The sequence below is a fragment of the bacterium 336/3 genome (genome assembly GCA_001281695.1).
Lineage (GTDB): Bacteria > Bacteroidota > Bacteroidia > Cytophagales > Thermonemataceae > Raineya.
Window position 1 is genome coordinate 1,320,299 of the sequence record LJIE01000001.1, and the last position, 19,324, is coordinate 1,339,622.

19 protein-coding genes and 3 pseudogenes are annotated in these 19,324 nt (G+C 32.3%); 9 read left to right on the forward strand and 13 right to left on the reverse strand.

Going from position 1 to position 19,324, the window contains the following annotated elements:
• Positions 1 to 12 precede the first annotated feature (12 nt).
• The 3 genes from AD998_06215 to AD998_06225 all read right to left on the reverse strand — a co-directional run bounded on the left by AD998_06215 (position 13) and on the right by AD998_06225 (position 2,310).
• Positions 13 to 1,020, reverse strand: a complete 1,008-nt coding sequence (locus tag AD998_06215) for a glycosyl transferase family 2 (protein ID KOY85802.1) — start codon at positions 1,018 to 1,020, stop codon at positions 13 to 15.
• Between the two features lie 18 nt (positions 1,021 to 1,038).
• Positions 1,039 to 1,437: a DoxX family protein gene (locus AD998_06220; protein KOY85803.1), complete on the reverse strand. Its 399-nt coding sequence runs from the start codon at positions 1,435 to 1,437 to the stop codon at positions 1,039 to 1,041.
• A gap of 117 nt (positions 1,438 to 1,554) precedes the next feature.
• Complete coding sequence (locus AD998_06225; protein ID KOY88080.1) at positions 1,555 to 2,310, reverse strand: hypothetical protein; 756 nt, start codon at positions 2,308 to 2,310, stop codon at positions 1,555 to 1,557.
• A 67-nt stretch (positions 2,311 to 2,377) separates the two neighbouring features.
• Between AD998_06225 and AD998_06230 the strand changes: the two genes are divergently transcribed.
• Positions 2,378 to 2,815 (forward strand): tRNA threonylcarbamoyladenosine biosynthesis protein TsaE, encoded by a 438-nt coding sequence (locus tag AD998_06230; protein KOY88081.1) that lies wholly within the window; start codon positions 2,378 to 2,380, stop codon positions 2,813 to 2,815.
• On the opposite strand, the gene AD998_06235 is transcribed toward AD998_06230, so the two are convergent.
• A complete protein-coding gene (locus AD998_06235; protein KOY85804.1) occupies positions 2,812 to 3,198 on the reverse strand; it encodes a cobalt transporter in 387 nt (128 codons plus the stop codon). The genes AD998_06230 and AD998_06235 overlap by 4 nt on opposite strands.
• Positions 3,199 to 3,297: 99 nt before the next feature.
• Between AD998_06235 and AD998_06240 the strand changes: the two genes are divergently transcribed.
• The 3 genes and pseudogenes from AD998_06240 to AD998_06250 all read left to right on the forward strand — a co-directional run bounded on the left by AD998_06240 (position 3,298) and on the right by AD998_06250 (position 5,641).
• Positions 3,298 to 4,215: a tRNA dimethylallyltransferase gene (locus AD998_06240; GenBank protein KOY85805.1), complete on the forward strand. Its 918-nt coding sequence runs from the start codon at positions 3,298 to 3,300 to the stop codon at positions 4,213 to 4,215.
• Between the two features lie 72 nt (positions 4,216 to 4,287).
• On the forward strand, positions 4,288 to 5,103 hold the full coding sequence (locus AD998_06245; GenBank protein KOY85806.1) for a hypothetical protein: 816 nt from the start codon (positions 4,288 to 4,290) through the stop codon (positions 5,101 to 5,103).
• Between the two features lie 7 nt (positions 5,104 to 5,110).
• Positions 5,111 to 5,641, forward strand: a pseudogene (locus AD998_06250) (hypothetical protein).
• A gap of 196 nt (positions 5,642 to 5,837) precedes the next feature.
• Here the strand turns inward: AD998_06250 and AD998_06255 are convergent.
• Both AD998_06255 and AD998_06260 read right to left on the reverse strand, forming a co-directional pair.
• Positions 5,838 to 6,812 carry a hypothetical protein gene (locus AD998_06255; GenBank protein ID KOY88082.1) on the reverse strand — a complete coding sequence of 325 codons (975 nt, stop codon included), beginning with the start codon at positions 6,810 to 6,812 and terminating at the stop codon, positions 5,838 to 5,840.
• A gap of 112 nt (positions 6,813 to 6,924) precedes the next feature.
• Positions 6,925 to 7,989, reverse strand: a pseudogene (locus AD998_06260) (permease).
• 479 nt (positions 7,990 to 8,468) lie between these two features.
• Here AD998_06260 and AD998_06265 point away from each other — a divergent pair.
• Positions 8,469 to 8,636, forward strand: a pseudogene (locus AD998_06265) (histone H1).
• A 165-nt stretch (positions 8,637 to 8,801) separates the two neighbouring features.
• Here AD998_06265 and AD998_06270 read toward each other — a convergent pair.
• Positions 8,802 to 10,661 carry an aminopeptidase gene (locus AD998_06270; protein ID KOY85807.1) on the reverse strand — a complete coding sequence of 620 codons (1,860 nt, stop codon included), beginning with the start codon at positions 10,659 to 10,661 and terminating at the stop codon, positions 8,802 to 8,804.
• A 125-nt stretch (positions 10,662 to 10,786) separates the two neighbouring features.
• On the opposite strand from AD998_06270, the gene AD998_06275 reads away from it, so the two are divergent.
• Positions 10,787 to 13,252, forward strand: a complete 2,466-nt coding sequence (locus tag AD998_06275) for an alanine racemase (protein KOY85808.1) — start codon at positions 10,787 to 10,789, stop codon at positions 13,250 to 13,252.
• 2 nt (positions 13,253 to 13,254) lie between these two features.
• Here AD998_06275 and AD998_06280 read toward each other — a convergent pair whose 3' ends face one another.
• On the reverse strand, positions 13,255 to 13,635 hold the full coding sequence (locus AD998_06280; GenBank protein ID KOY85809.1) for a hypothetical protein: 381 nt from the start codon (positions 13,633 to 13,635) through the stop codon (positions 13,255 to 13,257).
• A 41-nt stretch (positions 13,636 to 13,676) separates the two neighbouring features.
• The gene (locus AD998_06285; GenBank protein ID KOY85810.1) at positions 13,677 to 14,057 is read right to left on the reverse strand and encodes a histidine kinase; all 381 of its coding nucleotides are present in this window, start codon (positions 14,055 to 14,057) and stop codon (positions 13,677 to 13,679) included.
• A gap of 201 nt (positions 14,058 to 14,258) precedes the next feature.
• On the opposite strand from AD998_06285, the gene AD998_06290 reads away from it, so the two are divergent.
• Positions 14,259 to 14,525 carry an acyl carrier protein gene (locus AD998_06290; GenBank protein KOY85811.1) on the forward strand — a complete coding sequence of 89 codons (267 nt, stop codon included), beginning with the start codon at positions 14,259 to 14,261 and terminating at the stop codon, positions 14,523 to 14,525.
• Between the two features lie 21 nt (positions 14,526 to 14,546).
• Here the strand turns inward: AD998_06290 and AD998_06295 are convergent, their stop codons facing one another.
• Positions 14,547 to 15,020, reverse strand: a complete 474-nt coding sequence (locus AD998_06295; GenBank protein KOY85812.1) for a hypothetical protein — start codon at positions 15,018 to 15,020, stop codon at positions 14,547 to 14,549.
• A gap of 190 nt (positions 15,021 to 15,210) precedes the next feature.
• Here AD998_06295 and AD998_06300 point away from each other — a divergent pair, with 190 nt between their 5' ends.
• Together AD998_06300 and AD998_06305 are read left to right on the forward strand one after the other, a co-directional pair.
• Entirely contained in the window at positions 15,211 to 15,846 is a 636-nt protein-coding gene (locus AD998_06300; GenBank protein KOY85813.1) for a hypothetical protein, read from the forward strand.
• A gap of 241 nt (positions 15,847 to 16,087) precedes the next feature.
• Entirely contained in the window at positions 16,088 to 16,939 is an 852-nt protein-coding gene (locus AD998_06305) for a hypothetical protein (protein KOY88083.1), read from the forward strand.
• Between the two features lie 30 nt (positions 16,940 to 16,969).
• On the opposite strand, the gene AD998_06310 is transcribed toward AD998_06305, so the two are convergent.
• From AD998_06310 to AD998_06320, 3 genes are all read right to left on the reverse strand, one after another.
• Complete coding sequence (locus AD998_06310; GenBank protein ID KOY88084.1) at positions 16,970 to 17,365, reverse strand: hypothetical protein; 396 nt, start codon at positions 17,363 to 17,365, stop codon at positions 16,970 to 16,972.
• 473 nt (positions 17,366 to 17,838) lie between these two features.
• Positions 17,839 to 18,168: a hypothetical protein gene (locus AD998_06315; protein KOY85814.1), complete on the reverse strand. Its 330-nt coding sequence runs from the start codon at positions 18,166 to 18,168 to the stop codon at positions 17,839 to 17,841.
• A gap of 10 nt (positions 18,169 to 18,178) precedes the next feature.
• Positions 18,179 to 19,285 (reverse strand): hypothetical protein, encoded by a 1,107-nt coding sequence (locus AD998_06320; GenBank protein KOY85815.1) that lies wholly within the window; start codon positions 19,283 to 19,285, stop codon positions 18,179 to 18,181.
• Between the last annotated feature and the right edge of the window lie 39 nt (positions 19,286 to 19,324).

Genomic DNA, 19,324 nt, shown 5'->3' on the forward strand with positions numbered 1-19,324 from the left:
AAAAAATCATCTTTATTTTTCGAGTTCACTAAAAATCTTTTTCCCTTTGGCATAATATTGCCATACTACCGATTTTTTGAAAAAATGTGTTTTTGGTTTTTTACTTCTTTTGAGTTTTCCACTCAAAACCCATCCATAAAAATTGAAATGAGCCTTAATTATTGCCCAAATATTACTCAATTCTCCTTTTTTTAGGAATAATACTCCCGAAGCCCCATCTAAAATAAGTCTTAAAGGAATAAGCCAAATGAGTGTAAAGAGAGGAGCATTTTTATAAAGGGTAGCCAAGTTATTTCGGTAATTCAAAAAAGTCTTTCTAGGGTTTGATTTATGAAGTGTACCACCACCTACATGAAACACTTCTGATGATGAACAATACATGATTTTACCACCTTCATTCAAAACTCGCCATCCAAAATCAATTTCTTCAAAATGAGCAAAGAAGTTTTCATCAAAACCAACCAATTTATGCCACCAGTCAGCTCTTACACACATACAAGCTCCCGTTGCCCAATGGATAGGCATATTTTGGTTGTATTGTCCTTTGTCTTCTTCCAAAGTATCAAAAATTCTACCTCTACAAAAAGCATAACCCCATTTATCCATGAAGCCACCTGCCGCTCCTGCATATTCAAAATGTGTTTTCTGATGAAAAGCCTTTATTTTTGGCTGGCAGATTACAAGATTACTATCTGTTTCCATCAACAAGACCAACGAATCTGCCCAATTGGGTGTTACTTCTACATCCGAATTGAGTAAAATATAATATTTAGCCTCTATTTGAGCCAATGCTTTGTTATAGCCCAAACAAAAACCATAATTTTTATCTAAATTAATAAGATGTACCTGTGGAAAATTACTTTCTAAAAAGATAATAGAATCATCTGTAGAGGCATTATCAGCCACTACAATTTGAGCATTGGGGCTATGAGCTACTACTGAGGGTAGAAAATTTTCTAACCAATGCTTTCCATTATAATTTAAAATAACAACTGCAACGCTTGGATAAGGTGTTTTCAAGGTAATGGTACTTTAGAATTATTTCAACATCACCATTGCCACAATGGACAATATAAAGTAAGGAACTAATGTGGCTGCCCCTGCATAGTCTTTGGCAATACGTTGTCCAAAAAATAACATCACCAAACTTAATGCTGAAGCCAATGCCCCATAATAAGCCAATGAACTTTTTAGAGTAAAAATAATTTGAAAAACACCTGCTATTGATAAAGCTCCAGCCGAAAGCTCGACAAGTGTGATGGTAGCTAGTAGCAAAGGCACTTGTTTGTTTAAAAATGTCTTAGAAAAATGTCCTACAAGCCATGAAAGATTGCCTTTCCAATCAAAAATTTTATCTAAGCCAGACTGCAAGAATAAAATTGCCAAAAAAGTTGCTAAAAATAGTTTTACAATGTGTGGGAATTGTAGAAAATCCATAATCTTAAGAAAATAAATGATAAGTTTAATTGTACAATTTTAAGAATTTGGCAAAAAAGAAAGTCTATGAATTTTTATATTCTATTTCCCTTCTCCATCAAAAATAAATTATTTCAATCAATCAAAATGCTTTTTGATGTAGCCATCAAAGCCAGCTTTTTTAACAGTTGGTAGTTGTTTTTCAGCAGCTTGTTCATCTTCATAAGAACCCACAAGCACCCTATAAATACGTTTTTCGCTCCAACCTACTTGTATATAAGACTCTTGAATACCAGCTTGTTGTAATGTTTTGCATAATTCTTTTGCATTGTCTATATCTCCATAAGAGCCTACTTGTATTCCATAGCCTTTAGGGGTTCTTTTCGTTCCCCACATGCTATATGTATTGCCTGTTACAAAGGACGTATCTGTAGAATTTTTCTTTGGTTCATCAGGTTTGATAGTAACATTTGTATTGGTATTATTCTGAGTAGTAACAGAATCCTTTTTAGGCTCATTGTTATTAGGCTTTATAATTTCCTCATCTGTAACAACTTCTATCTGTACTTTGGCTGTTCCTGAGAGCATCATACCAAGCTCTTGAGCTGCTGCTTGTGAAACATCTATGATGCGGGCATGGGCAAAAGGACCTCTATCATTGATACGAACAATGACAGATTTATTGTTTTTCAGGTTAGTAACCTTTACTTTTGTACCAAATTTGAGAGTTCTGTGGGCTGCTGTAAGTTTATAAGTATCAAACGTTTCGCCACTGGCAGTTTTTCTACCATGAAATTTGCCACCATAATAAGAAGCCATGCCTTTTTGGGTAAATTTAGCTTGTCCATAAGCAAATCCCCAAGAGCAAAAAAGCAGAATCAATAAAATTCTCATACTTATTTTATTGTTTGAAAATGCAAAAATAGTAATTTTAGCCCATATAGACAAGTTTTTTTATAATATGCTGTTATTGAAAGAATTATATTGCCAATCTCTTCAAGAATTACCACAAATGGCTTCTCAAATTGTAGAAATTTGCAAAAGCTATAATGTTTGGATTTTTGAAGGACAGATGGGAGCAGGTAAAACAACACTTATCAAACAGATTTGCAAAGTTTTAGGAGTGATAGATGAAGTACAAAGCCCTACGTTTTCCATTGTCAACGAATATCATACCAATGCTCATCAACGTATCTATCATTTCGATTTCTACAGATTGCGTTCAGAGCAAGAAGCCTACGATATAGGTTATGAAGAATATTTTTATGATGAAAAAGCGTATTGTTTTTTAGAATGGGCTTCTAAAGTCAGTAATTTATTACCACCTGAAAGTGTATGTATTGAAATAGAAATTTTAGGAGAAGAAAAAAGAAAATATAAAATATTGAAAAATAGTTAATTTAAACGATATGGAACAATCAATTTGAATTCAGGAATAATTACACTAAACTTTTTCCCATCCATCACACGCTCCATCGTATAAGTGCCTTTCATTTTTCCAATATCCGATTTAATATTACAGCCTGAAACATATTCATGTATATCACCAGGTTCAAGAATAGGCTGTTTTCCTATTACACCATCTCCTTTTACTTCAGTAATGATACCACATGAGTCATAAATAAACCAATGCCTCGAAAGTAGTTGTACAGTGTAAGTACTACCATTTTCGATACGAACTTTATAAGTAAAAGCATAGTGCGACTGCTTTGGGCTAGAGTAGTCGGGGTGGTATTCTGTTTGAACACTTACCTTTACACCGTCAGTAATTTGGGTAACCATTTCTCGATTGCGTTTGAATCAAAAATACAAACTTCTTACTTTGATACCAAAAAAAAATTAGAGTAATTTTACACCTTTATGAATAAGAAATAGAACGACATGAAAGCTAAAAAAAAATATTTAATTTCTGTGGTTGGAGCAACAGCTGTAGGCAAAACAGACCTTACCATTACCCTAGCTAAAGAACTTGATACGAAAATTATATCTGCTGATTCTCGACAGTTTTTTAAAGAGTTGAGCATTGGAACAGCAAAGCCTTCTAAACTTGAGATGAAAGGTGTGAAACACTATTTAATCAATAATTTATCTATTAAAGAAAATTATAATATTGGTGATTTTGAAAAAGATGCTCTACATGCTCTCAAAAATATTTACAGAAAAAATAACAAAGCTATTTTGGTAGGTGGGTCAGGGTTATACTGTAAAGCTCTTTGGGAAGGAATAGATGATATGCCAGATATTGACTTAGAGCTTAGAAAACAAATTCAAGAAGAGTATCAAGAAAAAGGTTTGAATTTTCTTCAAGAAGAAGTGAAACGTTTAGATCCAGTATATTTTTTAGAGGTAGATATCAAAAACCCTCAAAGGTTGATGCGAGCTTTGGAAATGTGTATCACAACAGGACAACCTTTTTCTAATTTTAGAAAAGGAAAAAAAGGAAAAAGAAATTTTCATAATATCAAGATAGGTTTGGAAAGACCCAGAGAAGAATTGTATGAAAGAATCAATCAAAGAATGGATTTGATGTTGGAGGCAGGACTTTTGGAAGAAGCAAAGGCAGTATATAATTTTAAACATCATAATGCGTTACAAACTGTAGGATATCGAGAAATTTTTGATTTTATGGAAAATAAACAAGATTGGAATGAAACTCTCCGTTTACTAAAACAAAACTCTAGACATTATGCCAAACGCCAAATGACATGGTTCAAAAAAGATACAGAAATAAAGTGGTTTCACCCTTCAGAATATTCAGAAATATTAGAGTATATTCATGAGAAAATTTCTACATTTTAATGCTTATTGCTTAAACTTTATTCATATTGATTACTATAAAAACTTAAAAGAACATGATACCCATATCAAACTATGACATTCAATACTTTCAAAAAAGTAGGTACACGGCTTTACATACAATTTATAGCATTAGTCGTAGTTCTTACACTTATTAATCAGCTTATTATACAGTATGTACTCCAGCAACGAACATACGAATCACGTATTATCAGTTTAGCAGGAAAGCAACGAATGCTAAGTCAGAAAATAGTCAAATTAGCTTGGCAGAAGCATTATGAAGAAGTATTGCCATTTTTAGAAGAGTGGAATAATATTCATATTGGATTGCAACAAGGATGTTCTATATTGGGGGTTCCAAAACTTCAAAATCAGAGTATAAAAAATATGTTTGAAGAGCTCAACCCTATTCAAACCAAAATTTACTGGGCTGTAAAACGTTCACCTATCCCTAAAGATACATTTGAAAATAAAGCTGTACTACGAGAAATGGATAACGCTTTCATGTATTCTATGGATAAAATTATTTGGGCTTTTGAGGAAGAATCCAAAAGAAAACAACAAACATTGATTTTTTTAGAAATAGCTTTGGCTATAATTTCTCTAATAATCATTTTTGCAGTGGTATTTTTTGTTATACGCCCTGCAATACAAACAATTACAGAACAAAATAGGACATTGGGGAATATTGCTTTCACTCAATCGCATCATGTACGAAGGCATTTGGTTAATATTATGGGGGCTGTTAGCCTGATTAAAGAACAAAATATACCTTTAACAGAAGATCAACAACAACTTTTTACATTATTAGAAGAAGCTTCCAACAATTTGGATAATACTGTTTATGAAGTTGTAAAGCAAGTTAATGTATTACAAAATCAATCAACTTAAAATTTTTATGTTTAAAGTTTTATTATCTTGTTTGTTCATATTATTCTATGGAATGTTTTTGAAAGCTCAAAATCATCACTCAACAGATAAGCCATCTGTACATGGTATGACACTTATGGGAACAGAAACCATTTATGCTTCTCATTTGCCTATGTTTCATAGTCCACATGACTATCAGATTATTTTAGAACTACAATTTTCTAAAGAAACTCAAGCCAAATACCTTACAGAAAAGAAAAATAATCCACAAGAAGTTCTTTATACCTTAGAACCTGAAGTGTTTGTGTTGCCTACAATGGTACACAAAACCAAGAAATTTAAAGCAAATTTGTACAGAGGACATTTTGAAAGGGGAGGCGTGAAATTTTTAGAAAATGTAGAGGTAGTTATTTCAAAGGTGATTTATTTTCAAAAATTTGATACAAATACCCGAAAGCCTGATATACTGATGTATATTTTGTTTGGCAATGAAAAAGAACAATTTTTAGCACATCAAATAGCTTCTAAACCAGATTTTGATGAAAACTTGGCAGTTCAAATAAAAGATGAAAAATGGTTAAAACAGCTCAAAAAAGATAAATATCTAATCGTTCGATTTACAGAAAAAAATGAACGAAAACCATTTTCTTGGGTTAATTCTGAAGGAAAAATAGCTGTTAAAAATTATCTAGCAACTATTGCATTCCTAAGCCACCAAACACTTTATTTGGAGTTTGGTGACTTAGATTAAATTTTTATTGTTCTGCAATGGTAGGCTCTGAAATCTTGATAAAAGGCTCAGATTCTTTTTCTTGAGTTTTGGGCTCTATTTTTCTCTTTCTACTTGCAGAAAGAGAAATGAGTATAGGATACGAAAATACAGCCAGCAAAATAATACCAGCACCTATATAAAAATTAGGAGACATTTGTTCCTTTTCTCCAAAAATAAGAAAAGCAAGTAAAATGCCATATACAGGCTCTAAGTTGACTGTAAGATTGACAGCAAATACAGAAAATTTCTTCATCAGTTTCACACCCATTGGATAAGCATAAACAGTACAAATCAAAGATAAGATACTAATCCAAAGCCACTCCATACCCATAGGTACAACGTCAAACGGTTCTGGGGCTGCAAGTTGATAAAAACCTAAAAAGATAGCTACTGAGGTAAATGCACCTACCATTTCATAAAAAGTAATGGTGAATTGGTCGTATTTTTTTACAAATTTAGAATTAAAAACGCTAAATAATGCTCCTGCCAATGCTGAAAGCATACCCAACAAAAAACCATTGGCATAATGAAACTCAGAGCTAAAAACCTGAAAAATACCTGCAAATGTGATAAGTCCCAAGACAATCTGGAACGTTCTAAATTTTCTTTTATAAAACAAAGGTTCAAGCAGACTTGTCCAAAGTGTAGTGGTCGCTAAACCTACTAAGCATACAGAAATATTTGAAACCCTTGAAGCTCCAAAAAATAAAAGCCAATGTATGGCGATAATGCCTCCAGTTCCAAGTATTTTTAGTAAATCTTTGGTTGGAACTTTAAAAGATTTTTTTATCCAAATAAACCAAACTCCTAGTGCAATGGATGTAATGAGAGTTCTATAAAAAACAAGAACCAAAGGATTAAGAGAAATCAATCTTTTATCGCCAAGTATTGCTGTAAATCCCCAAATCAGTACTATAAAATGTAAGAGGAAAAAATCTTTTAATGTAGGTTTTTGCATAGTCTTAGGCATGTGCCACTGCCTTGGGTGTTTTTTTTCTAAGTGTAAAATCTTTTAAAAATTCAAAAAATATAATTCTCTTGAGTTTATCATCTTGTAATACCATAATTCTGTACATAGCTATTCCAATGAGTGTGAAAACCACATTAGGCATCCAAACAGCTATCAGAATAGGCATTTTGCCACTATTGGCAATTGCTTTTGTAGCGATAATGTAAAAAAGCAAATATACAAAAGCAAGAACAAATCCCAAAGCAATTTGCCCTCCAATTCCTCTTCTGTTCTTTTTTGAAGCAACAATCACACCAAAAAATGTAAGAATAATCATCGCAAATGGATAAGTATAACGAGCATACTTTTCTGTAATATAAATATTCACGCCTTCGGCACCTCTTTGGCGTAACAAAGCAATGTAATTATCCAATTCTGGAAATGTTAGCTTCTCTTGAAATTGGTGTTTATCTTCAAAATCTTCAGGTTTGATATTGATAGAAGTATCCGTTCTTGTTTTCTTAAAAATTAACTCTTCTTGTGTACCTTTTATTTTACGAAGTACATACTGATCCATTTTCCATTTCCTTCTTGTACTATCCCAAAAAATAGCGGGAGCTTCAAGTTTTTCTACCAATTTATTATTTTCAAACCTTTCCATCGTAAAACGGTAGCCCACACGAGTATAACTCTGATAATCTTGCATATATGCGTATACATTAGGAGAAATACCTATGTGTAAATTTCTATGTAAACGATGTTCTTGTCCTTTGATGTGCATAATATCAAAATTGACCCTTACTTTATTAGCATCAGGAATAACCCAACCTGTTAAGTAAAATGTTATGATTCCTAGGAAAATAGAACCAATCAGGTAAGGGCGTAAAAAACGCATAAAAGTAATACCTGAACTAAGCATTGCTACAATTTCGGTACGAGCAGATAGTTGAGCTGTAACAAATACAGCAGCAATAAACACCAGTAAAGGACTCACCAAATTGATGAGATAAGGAATATAATTAAAATAAAATTGAGTGATGATTTCTTTCCATGTAGGTTTCATTTTTCTGAACGTATCAATCTTTTCAACCATATCAATGACCAAAATGATAAGAATGAAAATGAGTACAATAAAAAAAAATGCCTTGATAAATTTTTTAAAAATATATAAATCTAAAATTTTCATACAAATACAATAATGTGCCCAAAGAGAAATTTGGATAGCCTGATTTTTAGGTTGTAAAGCTACACTTTTTTAAGGATATTTTATTCAAAAACTCTGCCGAAAAAGTTATATGCCTATACTTTTTTTTAAGGCATATTTCTTTAAAAAAGTATAGAATATAAAAAGATTAAGATACTTTGTTTTTAAAAGTGGCACCTGTTTTTTTATAAAGCACCTTTATTTTTGAAATAAAGTTTTGTATTCAATAAGCTTTGCTTTGATTTATAAAGTATCTTTTACAAGGTATAAAAGTAGTTTTTTTTTGAAAAAATGCGTAAACTTTTAAATTTCAGAGTATTATTAAAGTGTTGATTATTAAAACTTTAATTTTTAAAGTGTAAAATTTTTGAAAAAAAAGTGTTTTTTTTTATAGGAATTTTCAAATAAATAATTAGTTTTGAAAAGTTAATCGTCATTATTCACTTAACCTCATTACCATTATGTCTAAATTCGCAAAAGTAAGAGATCTAGTAATGGGTCTTGAAGCAGACTTCGAGAAATTCTATGACAAAAACAATCAAGCTGCTGGTACTCGTGTACGCAAAGGCATGCAAGATTTAAAAGTACTTGCTCAAGAAATTCGTAAAGAAGTTCAAGACATGAAAAATAAGGCTGCTACTAAGAAGCCTGCTGCTAAAAAACCTGCTGCTAAGAAAGACGCAGGAAAAGCAAAGAAAAAATAACTAAAAGGAGCTGAAAAGCTCCTTTTTTTATACCTAAAATTAATGTATAAAAATTATACATGATAAAGAAGAGGATGTAAAGCCTCTTCTTTATTTTAATCCTAATATCTCGTTGGTTTTCATGACAGCAAGACTGTGATAACCTTTTTTTGCTTTGCCATAAATCTCTATGGCTATTTTTTTCATATCAGGGTATTTGGACATAGCAGTGTAGAGTGGAGTCAAAAACTTCCTTCTCCCTACATTCATTAAAAAATTTTCTAATGCTTTGTATGCAGGTTCATAGTGTTTGTGGATGCAATGTACATACCATGCTGCCTGTAGCTCCGAGTTACCAGACTCAGTAAAACCAAAAGCTTTATCAAGAATTTTCATATCTTCAATGGTCATTTCTTTGGGTAAATGACGTAAGAAATGGAGCCATTCGTGGCTACTCCAATTCTTCGTTTCTAAAGAGTCAGGTTTTTTATATTTTTTCCAATCTACAAGAGCTGAATCTACTTTCTCAAATAATACTGAACGGACTTTAGGGCAATTATCTGGGATACCTACTTCAAAAATCCAATCTTGCATCCTGATTTGTTTGGCTACATATTCATTATCTTTAATAACTTCTTTTTCAAAATATTTAACAAAATTGTCTGTATCCATAGATTGAAAAGAAAAGGTAGCAAAATAGTTCTTCACAAACTTATCAAATGCTTCTCGTCCAATTACTTCCTCAATTCTTCTCAAAAAGAAATATCCTTTTTCATAAGCAATTTCTGTTACTCCTTCATCAGGGTTGCGTTGACGTAAATCCAAATGGAGTTTGGTATCTTTGCTATTGGCTCCAATTTCTTCAACATCAGCCAATAAATCTTGATAACCTAACAATGCGAGCATTTCAGCATAATCTTTCCCATACAATTCTTCCATAATTCGGCGTTCAAAATAGACTGTAAAGCCTTCATTGAGCCAAAAATCGTTCCATGTGGCATTGGTTACTAAGTTTCCAGACCAAGAATGAGCCAATTCGTGAGCTACAAGACTTGTTAGGGATTTATCACCAGCAATGATAGTAGGTGTTGCAAATGTAAGTCTTGGGTTTTCCATACCTCCAAACGGGAAGCTAGGAGGTAATACAAGTAAATCGTAACGTTCCCATTCGTATTTGCCATAGATTTTTTCGGCTATATCCACCATTTTGCCCAATTCTTCAAATTCTTTCTTGGACTTTTCGAGCATCGAGGGTTCGGCATAAACGCCTGTTCTGGTATCTATTTCAGAAAACTCTACATTGCCAACAGCCAAAGCCACCAAATATGCAGGTATTTTCTGTTGCATCTCAAATTCATAAGTATTATTTGGTGAAAACTTGGTAGGATTCTTGGCTGACATGAGAGCCATCAGACTGTCGCTGGGTACTTGTATGCGAGCATTATATGAAAAACGAATACCTGGGCTATCTTGGCAAGGTATCCAGCTACGAGCCAAAATACATTGTGATTGACTAAAAAGGAAGGGATATTTTTTACCTGCTGTTTGTTCTGGGTCTAACCATTGCAGAGCAGGGGCATTAGGAGAAGTTTCGTACTCTATAACAACGGATTTTGTAGTAGGTTTTATTTTAATATGTAAAGATTGCCCCAAATGTACAACGGGTTTTTCTAGTTTAAATGTCGTTTCTTCATTTCCATCTAACCAAACTTGTTTAATTACTAATTTATCTGTATCTAAAACTAATTCATTGGTATTTTGATGTTGTTCAAAATGAATAGTTGCTTTACCTGATAGAATTTTTTTCTCAAAATCAATTTTTAAATCTAAATTAAGGTGATTCATCAAGGTTTTTTCTGGATTGGCAAAGGAATGAATATCTTTTTCGGTTATCATTTTTTGTTTGGGTTTAGAAAGTTCTTGGCAGGCAAATAAGCCCAATACTATACTAAAATAAAGAATGAGTTTCATGAGTAAAACATTTGACTCAAATATAACGAAAAGCAAGTGTATAAAAAGCACAAAGTTTTAGACTTTTTTCATGGTATATTGAGTATGTTTTTTAATTTTGCTACGCTTCAAAACTATTCTTCTCCATGCTATTCTCAGATTTACAAACCATTTTATCTTCTACTTCGTGGCAAACTGCTTCACAAAATGAAATAGAACAACTTGTTGTAGATAGTCGTAAGCTTTTTTTGCCTGAAACTTCTCTTTTTATAGCCATCAAGGGCAAAAACCATGATGGGCATGGCTTTATAGCAGAACTTTACGAAAAAGGTGTTAGAAATTTTATTGTTGAAAATGAAAAAGCAGTTGAGCCATTTCAGAAGGCTATCAATTATATAGTTGTTAAAAACGCAACCAAAGCACTTCAAAAGATTGCAACTTACCATCGAAATCAATTTGATATGCCTGTGATGGCTATTACAGGCAGTAATGGAAAAACAATCGTAAAAGAATGGCTCACACAACTTTTACATGATGATTTAAATATAGTCAAAAGTCCTAAAAGCTATAACTCCCAAATTGGTGTTCCGCTTTCGGTGTGGCAAATGAGAAAAGAACATGAACTCGCTATTTTTGAAGCAGGTATTTCGCAGGTTGGCGAGATGAAAAATTTACAGGAAATAATACAGCCAACAATAGGGGTTTTTATAAATTTAGGTACCTCACATGATGAGGGTTTTGATAATCGAGAAGAAAAGTTAGAAGAAAAACTACTATTATTTAAAAATTGTCCTATTCTTTATTTGTATGAAGGTATAGGAATAACTTATCCAAAAATTATAGAAAAATTTCAAAAGAAAAACCCTGATACAGAAATTATTACATGGGCATACAAGCTTTCAGATACTAAAAAAGCTGTTTCTTTTCTAAAAAGAGAGAATCATATTGAAATCAGATTAAATGCAAGTTTACTTACATTTCAGGATGAAGCTTATTTACAAAATTTGGCAGTTTGTTGTGCACTTTTGCAACATCAATTCAAAGTATCAGTACCTCAAATTACGCAACGAATAGCCCAACTCAAACCCATTTCGATGCGTTTGGAGCTAAAACAAGGCTTACATCAAACATACTTAATTGATGATTCGTACAACAACGATTTGGCTGGTTTGCAAATAGCACTTGACTTTTTAGCCAATCAGCAACAAAAACAGGCTAAAGTGGTTATTCTTTCAGATATTTTGGAAAGCGATTTGGGTGGTAAAAAGCTCTATGCACAGGTTGCTAATCTGCTTTTAGGCAAAAATATAGGTTTTTTTATAGGTATTGGAGAGAAAATATCTTCTCATAAAGATGCATTTAAAAATATTCCTCTAAAAGCTTTTTATAAAAATACAGAAGAATTCTTAGAAAAAGGTTTTTTTGAGCAATTAAAAAATTGTGTTGTTCTTGTAAAAGGAGCTAGAAAATTTCAGTTTGAAAAAATTATACAAAAACTTGAATACAAAGCTCATCGAACTGTTTTAGAAATCAATTTGGATGCTTTGGTTCACAACCTGAATTTTTATCGTAATCAGCTCAAACCTTCTACCAAAATTATGGCAATGGTAAAAGCTTTTGCATACGGAAGTGGAAGTGTAGAAATCGCTAATCTGTTGCAATTTCACAGAGTAAGTTATTTGGCTGTGGCATACACAGATGAGGGTGTAGAGCTTAGAAAAAATGGTATACATTTACCCATCATGGTGATGAATCCATCAGAAGAGTCATTTCCATTGCTTTCGGAATATAACTTAGAGCCAGAAGTGTATAGTTTTGAGATGCTTCAAAAATTGATAGATTTTTGTAAAAATGAAAACCTACAAGGCTTTAAAGTACATATCGAGTTTGATACAGGTATGAAAAGACTTGGATTTGAAGAAAAAAATATCAGTTCTTTGGTTGAAATTTTAAAACATAGCTCATCCTTAAAGGTAGCCTCTGTTTTGAGCCACTTGGCTGCTGCTGATGAACCCCAACATGATGAATTTTCTTTAAAACAGATTAAAAACTTTGAAAAAATAACTCAAAGCTTTGAAAAACAACTAAAATATAAGTTTTTAAAACATATACTTAATTCACCAGGGATTGTAAGGTTCCCTGAAAGCCAAATGGATATGGTTCGTTTGGGTATTGGTTTGTATGGAGTTGAGGCTGGAGGTAAATATCAAAAACAATTACAACCAATTAGCAGACTGAAAACAGTAATTTCCCAAATCAAACACATCAAAAATGGAGAAACAGTGGGTTATGGACGAAAAGGAGTTGCTAAAAAAACTATGTTAATAGGCATTATTGCAATTGGCTATGCAGATGGTTTCAGTAGGGCTTTTAGTCAAGGGGTGGGCAAAGTACGAGTACGAGATAAAATAGTACCTATTGTAGGGAATGTTTGTATGGATATGACTATGATTGACCTTACAGATATTCCTAATGTACAAGTAGGTGATGAAGTTGTTATTTTTGATGAACGCCTTTCTATCCAAACACTTGCTGATTCCATAGGGACAATTCCTTATGAAATACTCACCAATGTAAGTGAAAGAGTAAAAAGAGTTTTTTATAGTGAGTAAATTTAATCTAATTGAATGATTTCTTTTAACATATCAATTAATAAATCAAAATTAATGGGTTTTTCTACATAGGCATCAAAGCCCATTTTTTGAAATTGTTTTAGAGAATGGTTGAAGGGATTGCCTGTAATGGCAATAATAGGAATATTTGCTTTTTTCTCATGAGTTATACTTCTGATAGCTTTCACACAACTCTTGCCATTTGGCATAAGAATATTGGGATTCAACAAAATGATATCTACATCATTTTTCTCAATTGTTTCTAAGACTTGTTCTGCATTTTCAGCACTCAGTATTTTAAAACCATGAGGCTCTAATTTATTCTGAATGATATTTCGTATAAGAAAAAAATCCTCAGCAATCAAAACAACCTTATTTTCCATAAAACAAGATAAAGAGGATTAAAAGATGAGTTTTACCTGAATCAGGCATTACTCATTTTCTTGACTACATCAATTAATAAATCAAAATTAATGGGTTTGGGAATGTATGCATCAAATCCCATAGTTTTGAATTGCTCCAAAGTATAATTTGGGGCGTTCCCTGTGATTGCAATGATGGGTACTTTAGAGTGTTTTTCATCAGGCAAAGCTCTGATAGCTTTTGCACATTCCATGCCATTCATGATGGGCATGTTCAAATCAAGTAAAACTACATCCACATCTGTTTCGCTCATAATTTCTAATACTTTCTCACCATTTTTGGCAATCAGTATCTTAAAATTCTGAAATTCCAGAACCTTTTTAGCCATATTCTGGATTACAGAACTATCTTCTGCAATTAGTACTACTTTATCAGCCATCATGATATGTCAAAATTTAATTCAATTTTAATAAAAAAAAGCTTTTTTGTAAAGAAAAAATAATATTTTCATTTTTTCAATTTAGGCTTAATAATTGTTTATAACAAATCGTGAAAAAAATAAATCAAGAAACTTTAGAAAATTAAAAAGTTTCCGTAGTTTTGTAGAAGTTTTACCTTTAACCATCTTATATATCTTCTGCCTATGAAAAATGTTAAACAAACCGTAATAGATATTTTGAAAGAAAGATTGGGACTAAGTGAGTCAGTCATGACAATGGAAGCCAGTTTTATCAAAGACTTGGGTGTTGACTCTTTAGACTATATTGAGCTTATCATGGCTTTTGAACAAGCTTTCAACATAAGTATTCCTGATACAGATGCAGAAAAAATGCGTACAGTTGGCTCGGCTATTGATTACATAGAAGACAGAGTAGCTGCAGCACAAGACGAAAACGAAAAAGTTGCTTAAGACTTCAAAGGGGTAAAATTATTACCCCTGTCTTTCTGCTAAAAATTTTAATAAAAAATCGCTTTCAGGTTGTTGAGAGAGATTGAGGTAGGCTTTATTTAAAAGCTCTACAAATATTTCTTTTTCTTTTTGGGTAAAGCCTATAAACATTTCTGAATTGAGATTGTCAATTCCTTCATGTATATCTTTGATGTACTTATTACCCTTTTTACTTAATTCCAAAAAGTATGCTCTCTTATCCATAGGATTCATAACTCTTTGGATAAATCCTTTTTTTTCTAGATCATCAGCGATTCTTACAACAGAAGCTTTGTCTATTTTTAGTAAATCTGCCAGATTTTGTTGAGTCAGGCTTTCACTCTCATCAATTGCCCACAAAACCATAAAATATCGTTCTAATCCTGTAAAGTCTAAGTCATAGCTTAAAAGTCTCTGATAGAGTTTATCTAATAAATAAAAATATAAGCCTACTGCATCTGCATTGTGTGGATTCATATACCAAAATTTTATCAAATTTCTTATTTTAACTCTATTCAACAAAATTTTCCTGTAAATTTTCTTTACTAAAAAGGAAATACTTTTTCATAAGCTAAAGATATTTGTTCATAAGAACAACCAATTGTATGAGTAAAAAAATTGTTATGTTACTTATATAAAACTACTTATATGAAAAAAATATTGACTATTGGCTTTGATAGGTATGTTTGCTTGTCAGGAAGCTAAAAAAGATGACTCTAAAACAACACAAACAGAGCAAGTTGAGAAGTTTACCCCTGAAACATTCAGCGAGACAGATATACCAGAAAATATTAAAAAACAAGAAAAAGCTAAAATTATAGGTGGAGCTAAATGGAAGGATAAGCAAGGCAGTTTTTTGCTCATTCTTGTAGAAATACCTCTTTTTAAGAAACTGAGTAAAGAATCACCCAACGATTCCATAAACCAAGTAGAAGCTCAAGCTTATTTATTTAAAAACGGAATACAAATACAAAAATACTTGATAGTAGAATCTCATAAGGTATTTGATATAGATGCAAAGTTTATCAAAGAAGCTACTACGGTTGTGGATTCTGATAAAAATGATATAGGAGAGGCTACATTTTTGATAAAACATTATATGTATGCTGGTGCTGTAGTACCCAGCCAACTCAAACTTATTACATTTACAGATGAAAGTAAATATGAGATGGAGGGAACGATAAGCTCAAAAATTTTAAATTATAAAGGTAGTATAGATAAAAATAATTTTACCAATGCTCCAGCACCAATTTTGACACAAGCCAAACAAATATGGGAGAAATTTTGGGAAGAAAAACAGTAATAGTTATCTGAAATCTTAAAATAAATGAATGCTATGAAAGAATAATTAATTCTATTATTACTTTTCTACAAAAAGCCGTTGATAGTGAAATAGTAACTTAGATACTAAGCTAAGCATAATGAGTTGAAAATTAATATTTAAAGTTTTTATTTCTAATAAATATTTATAATTTTATATTATAAATCAAAAAAACTTTATTTGTATGAAAAAAATTATTGAAACGTCTGTATTGTTCATCTGTATTGCTCTGTTTTCATGCAAAAAGGATGTTAAGCCCAATAATAGTATTGTTCCTGAGAATCAGTACACCCCAAATGCAGCAAATTGGGAGACATTTGCCAAAAAACCTTTTGAGGGTGGTAATACATCTCATGATCCTGATGGAGTAAGTTATCTAAGTGCAGATTCTTGGGTAAAAGCTCAATGGGATGGCACTATTTATGATCCAACCAAGATGACTCCAGAGAAGTTCTATGACTGTATGTGTCCACATGTGGATCAAGTTAGGGGAATAAGAGAAGTCTTTTATAAACACAAACCTTTTGCTGATAATAAAAACCCTACCAAAGCAGAAATCGATGAGTGGCATAGAATAGCTATCAATCATGTTCGTGCATTGGTTGGTTATACAAGTGAAGACAGACAAGTAAAAAAAGATTATTGTTTATTTGCGAGAGCACATTGGGGTGATGAGCGTAAATTTACAACTATTTGGGATGCTAAATATCCAGGTACAGTAGGTTCTGCTGCTGGTCCTTGTCAAGGATCTGGTAATGCACATTGTGGAGCAAGTTTTATCCCTGATGCAACGGATCAGATACCTTATCTTCCTAAGGATCATGCTGCTTGTACTGCTGGGCCAGGTTCAGAAGGTGTTTTCTCAACGAAGTCAAATATTCCTTGGTCAGTAAAATGGTCGAGAGGTTTCTGTTCTACTTTAAAAGCAGAAGGATTTTGGGGTGGACATACTGGACCTTGGTTTCATAGAGAAAAATTTGGTCTTAGTTTTTGGGATGTTGATACTAAAAACAACAACAGTCAGACAGTGCTACGTGCCAAATGGGGAGGCGATGCAATGCCAAGTCTTTATTAAAAAAAGAAAGGTTGGAAAATTTCCAACCTTTTACATTTCTATTTTAGCACCTCTTCGAATAAGTTCAGTAATATCAACACGTACACCAATATATCTATAAGGTTTTTCATCATTGTCTAATATAGGGGCAATAGTGGCAATTACCCAATAAGGTGTACCATCTTTGGCTTTATTTTTTACAATTCCCTGAAAAATTTTTCCACTTTTAATAGTTTCCCACATTTCTTTGAATACAGATTTTGGCATATCAGGGTGTCTGACAATATTATGAGGTTTTCCTATCAGTTCTTCTTTGGTATATTTGGCTACACGACAAAAATTTTCATTGACAAAGGTAATAGTTCCGAATTGGTCGGTTTCTGAAACAATGGCAGCAGCATTGAGTACTTTGGTTCTTGCCTCTATTTCATTAGAAAGCTTGTCCATTTCAAGTTCTCTTTGAGCAATATCTTTATGAATAGTTTTAATAAGCATCTTCATTTTTTCTTCTATACTTAAAGCCACAGTTTCCACAGGACTTAAAAGAATAAGTCTATGAAGCTCACCTTCATAATTGATGCTTGTTAGAAGCATATTGGCAATAGCATTTTCTCCATTCAGTTTACGAACTACAACTGTTTTCTCTACATCTCCATTGTAAGTTACACTTGTTATGTCACTCAATAATTTTTGAAATAAATCACTGGAAGTACAGTTAAAGAGTTGCAAACTAGCAGGGTTGGCATAAATTATTTTATCTTGCTCATTTGTAATGAGTACAGGCTGATAAACTTGTTCAAAGAAAGTTTGTACAGGTTTTAGTGATGGAATAGTCATGATAGTAAGTGTATTTAGAACAAAAATCTCTAAAAACATATCCTAAGCCTATGACTTTCGTCATAAAGAAAAGTGAGATTGAATTACCACTTTTTAAACATGAAGAAGGTTGCTAAAACTATCAGACAAAAAGCTACAATGTAGTTCCAACGGATAGATTCTTTTAAATATAAAATAGAAAAACCTGCAAATACAACCAAACTGATGATTTCTTGCATGATTTTGAGTTGTGTAGCCGAAAATGTTTGATGACCTATTCGATTGGCGGGTACTTGTAAACAATATTCAAAAAAAGCAATTCCCCAACTCACAAGAATCACTTTCCAAATATGGACATCTTTGAATTTAAGATGTCCATACCATGCAAAAGTCATAAATAAATTGGAGAGTACAAGCAAAATAATAGTTCGCATGAATGCTTCATTAGTATTTCAAAACCCAAGCATCTACGCCAAAAGTTCCTTTTACTTCTTCTAACTTTGCCTCTGCTTGTTCTTTGGTACTAAATCCGCCTACAGCTACTCTATAAAGATTTTTATTATCGAAGGGAGGGACAACTTTCATGTTATCAAGACCTTTAGACTTCCCTTCATTTGCTTTTTTATAAGCATTTGCTTGACTGGCAAAGCCACCAATTACAATAAAATATTTACCTTCTTTTCCTGATACCAAAATACCATCACCTTTGGGAGTATCTACTGTTTTTTTCTCTTCAACTACTTTTTTATCTTCAGGTGTAGTATTATTTTCAACTACTTTTTTATCTTCAGGAGTAGTAGTATTGTTTTCTTCTACTTTTTTATCTTCAGGAGTAGTAGTAATATTGTTTTCTTCTACTTTTTTATCTTCGGGGAGAGTATTGTTATTTTCAACTGTTTTGTTTGTATCTTCTTTTTTCTCATTTTCTTTTTTAGAATTTCCTAACAAACTATGAAAAGGATTCAAACTACTATCTACAGCCACTACATAAATGACAGCAAGTACTACAAATGCAAGTGAGCCAATGGCTGCAATTGTTCCCCAAGTGCTTTTTGGCTCTTCAACTGGGGTTTTAGTATTGATAGCTTTTTTCTGAGTATTATTAGGGGTGTTATTTTTCTGCGTAAAATTACCTCTTTCTATGGGTTTGGCATAAATTTCAGGCAAACCAAAACTATCATTGAGCAAATTTATCTGTTTGTCTTGTTTAAATTCTAATTCGTCAGAAACTTGCAAAACCATATCACCCAATATATCTAAAGGAATACGCTTTTCAATACCCAAATTAACTTTTAAACTACTAACAAACTTCTGTACTTCTTCTTTAGCAGTATCAACAGGGATATTTTCTTTTTGAGCAATATAATTCTCCAAAAGAAAATTGCTCATTTTGAGTTTTGTATTGAAATTTATGTTTTTGCTGGGAGGCGTAAAAGCATGTGTAGCAGGATGAATTTCTGCACTATGATAAGAAGTCTGGAATGTACCTAAATCTTGCACAATTACCTCATCAGACTCTTGCAACAATTCTTTAATATATTGCGAAACCATAATTATTTTTGTTTTAATGTGCTATACTACAACTTTTTT

Excerpts from the sequence above, each read along its gene's own strand:
- AD998_06220 (KOY85803.1), bottom strand. The coding sequence starts at position 1,437 with ATGGATTTTCTACAATTCCCACACATTGTAAAACTATTTTTAGCAACT.
- AD998_06225 (KOY88080.1), bottom strand. The coding sequence starts at position 2,310 with ATGAGAATTTTATTGATTCTGCTTTTTTGCTCTTGGGGATTTGCTTAT.
- AD998_06230 (KOY88081.1), top strand. The coding sequence starts at position 2,378 with ATGCTGTTATTGAAAGAATTATATTGCCAATCTCTTCAAGAATTACCA.
- AD998_06235 (KOY85804.1), bottom strand. The coding sequence starts at position 3,198 with ATGGTTACCCAAATTACTGACGGTGTAAAGGTAAGTGTTCAAACAGAA.
- AD998_06240 (KOY85805.1), top strand. The coding sequence starts at position 3,298 with ATGAAAGCTAAAAAAAAATATTTAATTTCTGTGGTTGGAGCAACAGCT.
- AD998_06245 (KOY85806.1), top strand. The coding sequence starts at position 4,288 with ATGACATTCAATACTTTCAAAAAAGTAGGTACACGGCTTTACATACAA.
- AD998_06255 (KOY88082.1), bottom strand. The coding sequence starts at position 6,812 with ATGCAAAAACCTACATTAAAAGATTTTTTCCTCTTACATTTTATAGTA.
- AD998_06270 (KOY85807.1), bottom strand. The coding sequence starts at position 10,661 with ATGAAACTCATTCTTTATTTTAGTATAGTATTGGGCTTATTTGCCTGC.
- AD998_06275 (KOY85808.1), top strand. The coding sequence starts at position 10,787 with ATGCTATTCTCAGATTTACAAACCATTTTATCTTCTACTTCGTGGCAA.
- AD998_06280 (KOY85809.1), bottom strand. The coding sequence starts at position 13,635 with ATGGAAAATAAGGTTGTTTTGATTGCTGAGGATTTTTTTCTTATACGA.
- AD998_06285 (KOY85810.1), bottom strand. The coding sequence starts at position 14,057 with ATGATGGCTGATAAAGTAGTACTAATTGCAGAAGATAGTTCTGTAATC.
- AD998_06290 (KOY85811.1), top strand. The coding sequence starts at position 14,259 with ATGAAAAATGTTAAACAAACCGTAATAGATATTTTGAAAGAAAGATTG.
- AD998_06295 (KOY85812.1), bottom strand. The coding sequence starts at position 15,020 with ATGAATCCACACAATGCAGATGCAGTAGGCTTATATTTTTATTTATTA.
- AD998_06310 (KOY88084.1), bottom strand. The coding sequence starts at position 17,365 with ATGGACAAGCTTTCTAATGAAATAGAGGCAAGAACCAAAGTACTCAAT.
- AD998_06315 (KOY85814.1), bottom strand. The coding sequence starts at position 18,168 with ATGCGAACTATTATTTTGCTTGTACTCTCCAATTTATTTATGACTTTT.
- AD998_06320 (KOY85815.1), bottom strand. The coding sequence starts at position 19,285 with ATGGTTTCGCAATATATTAAAGAATTGTTGCAAGAGTCTGATGAGGTA.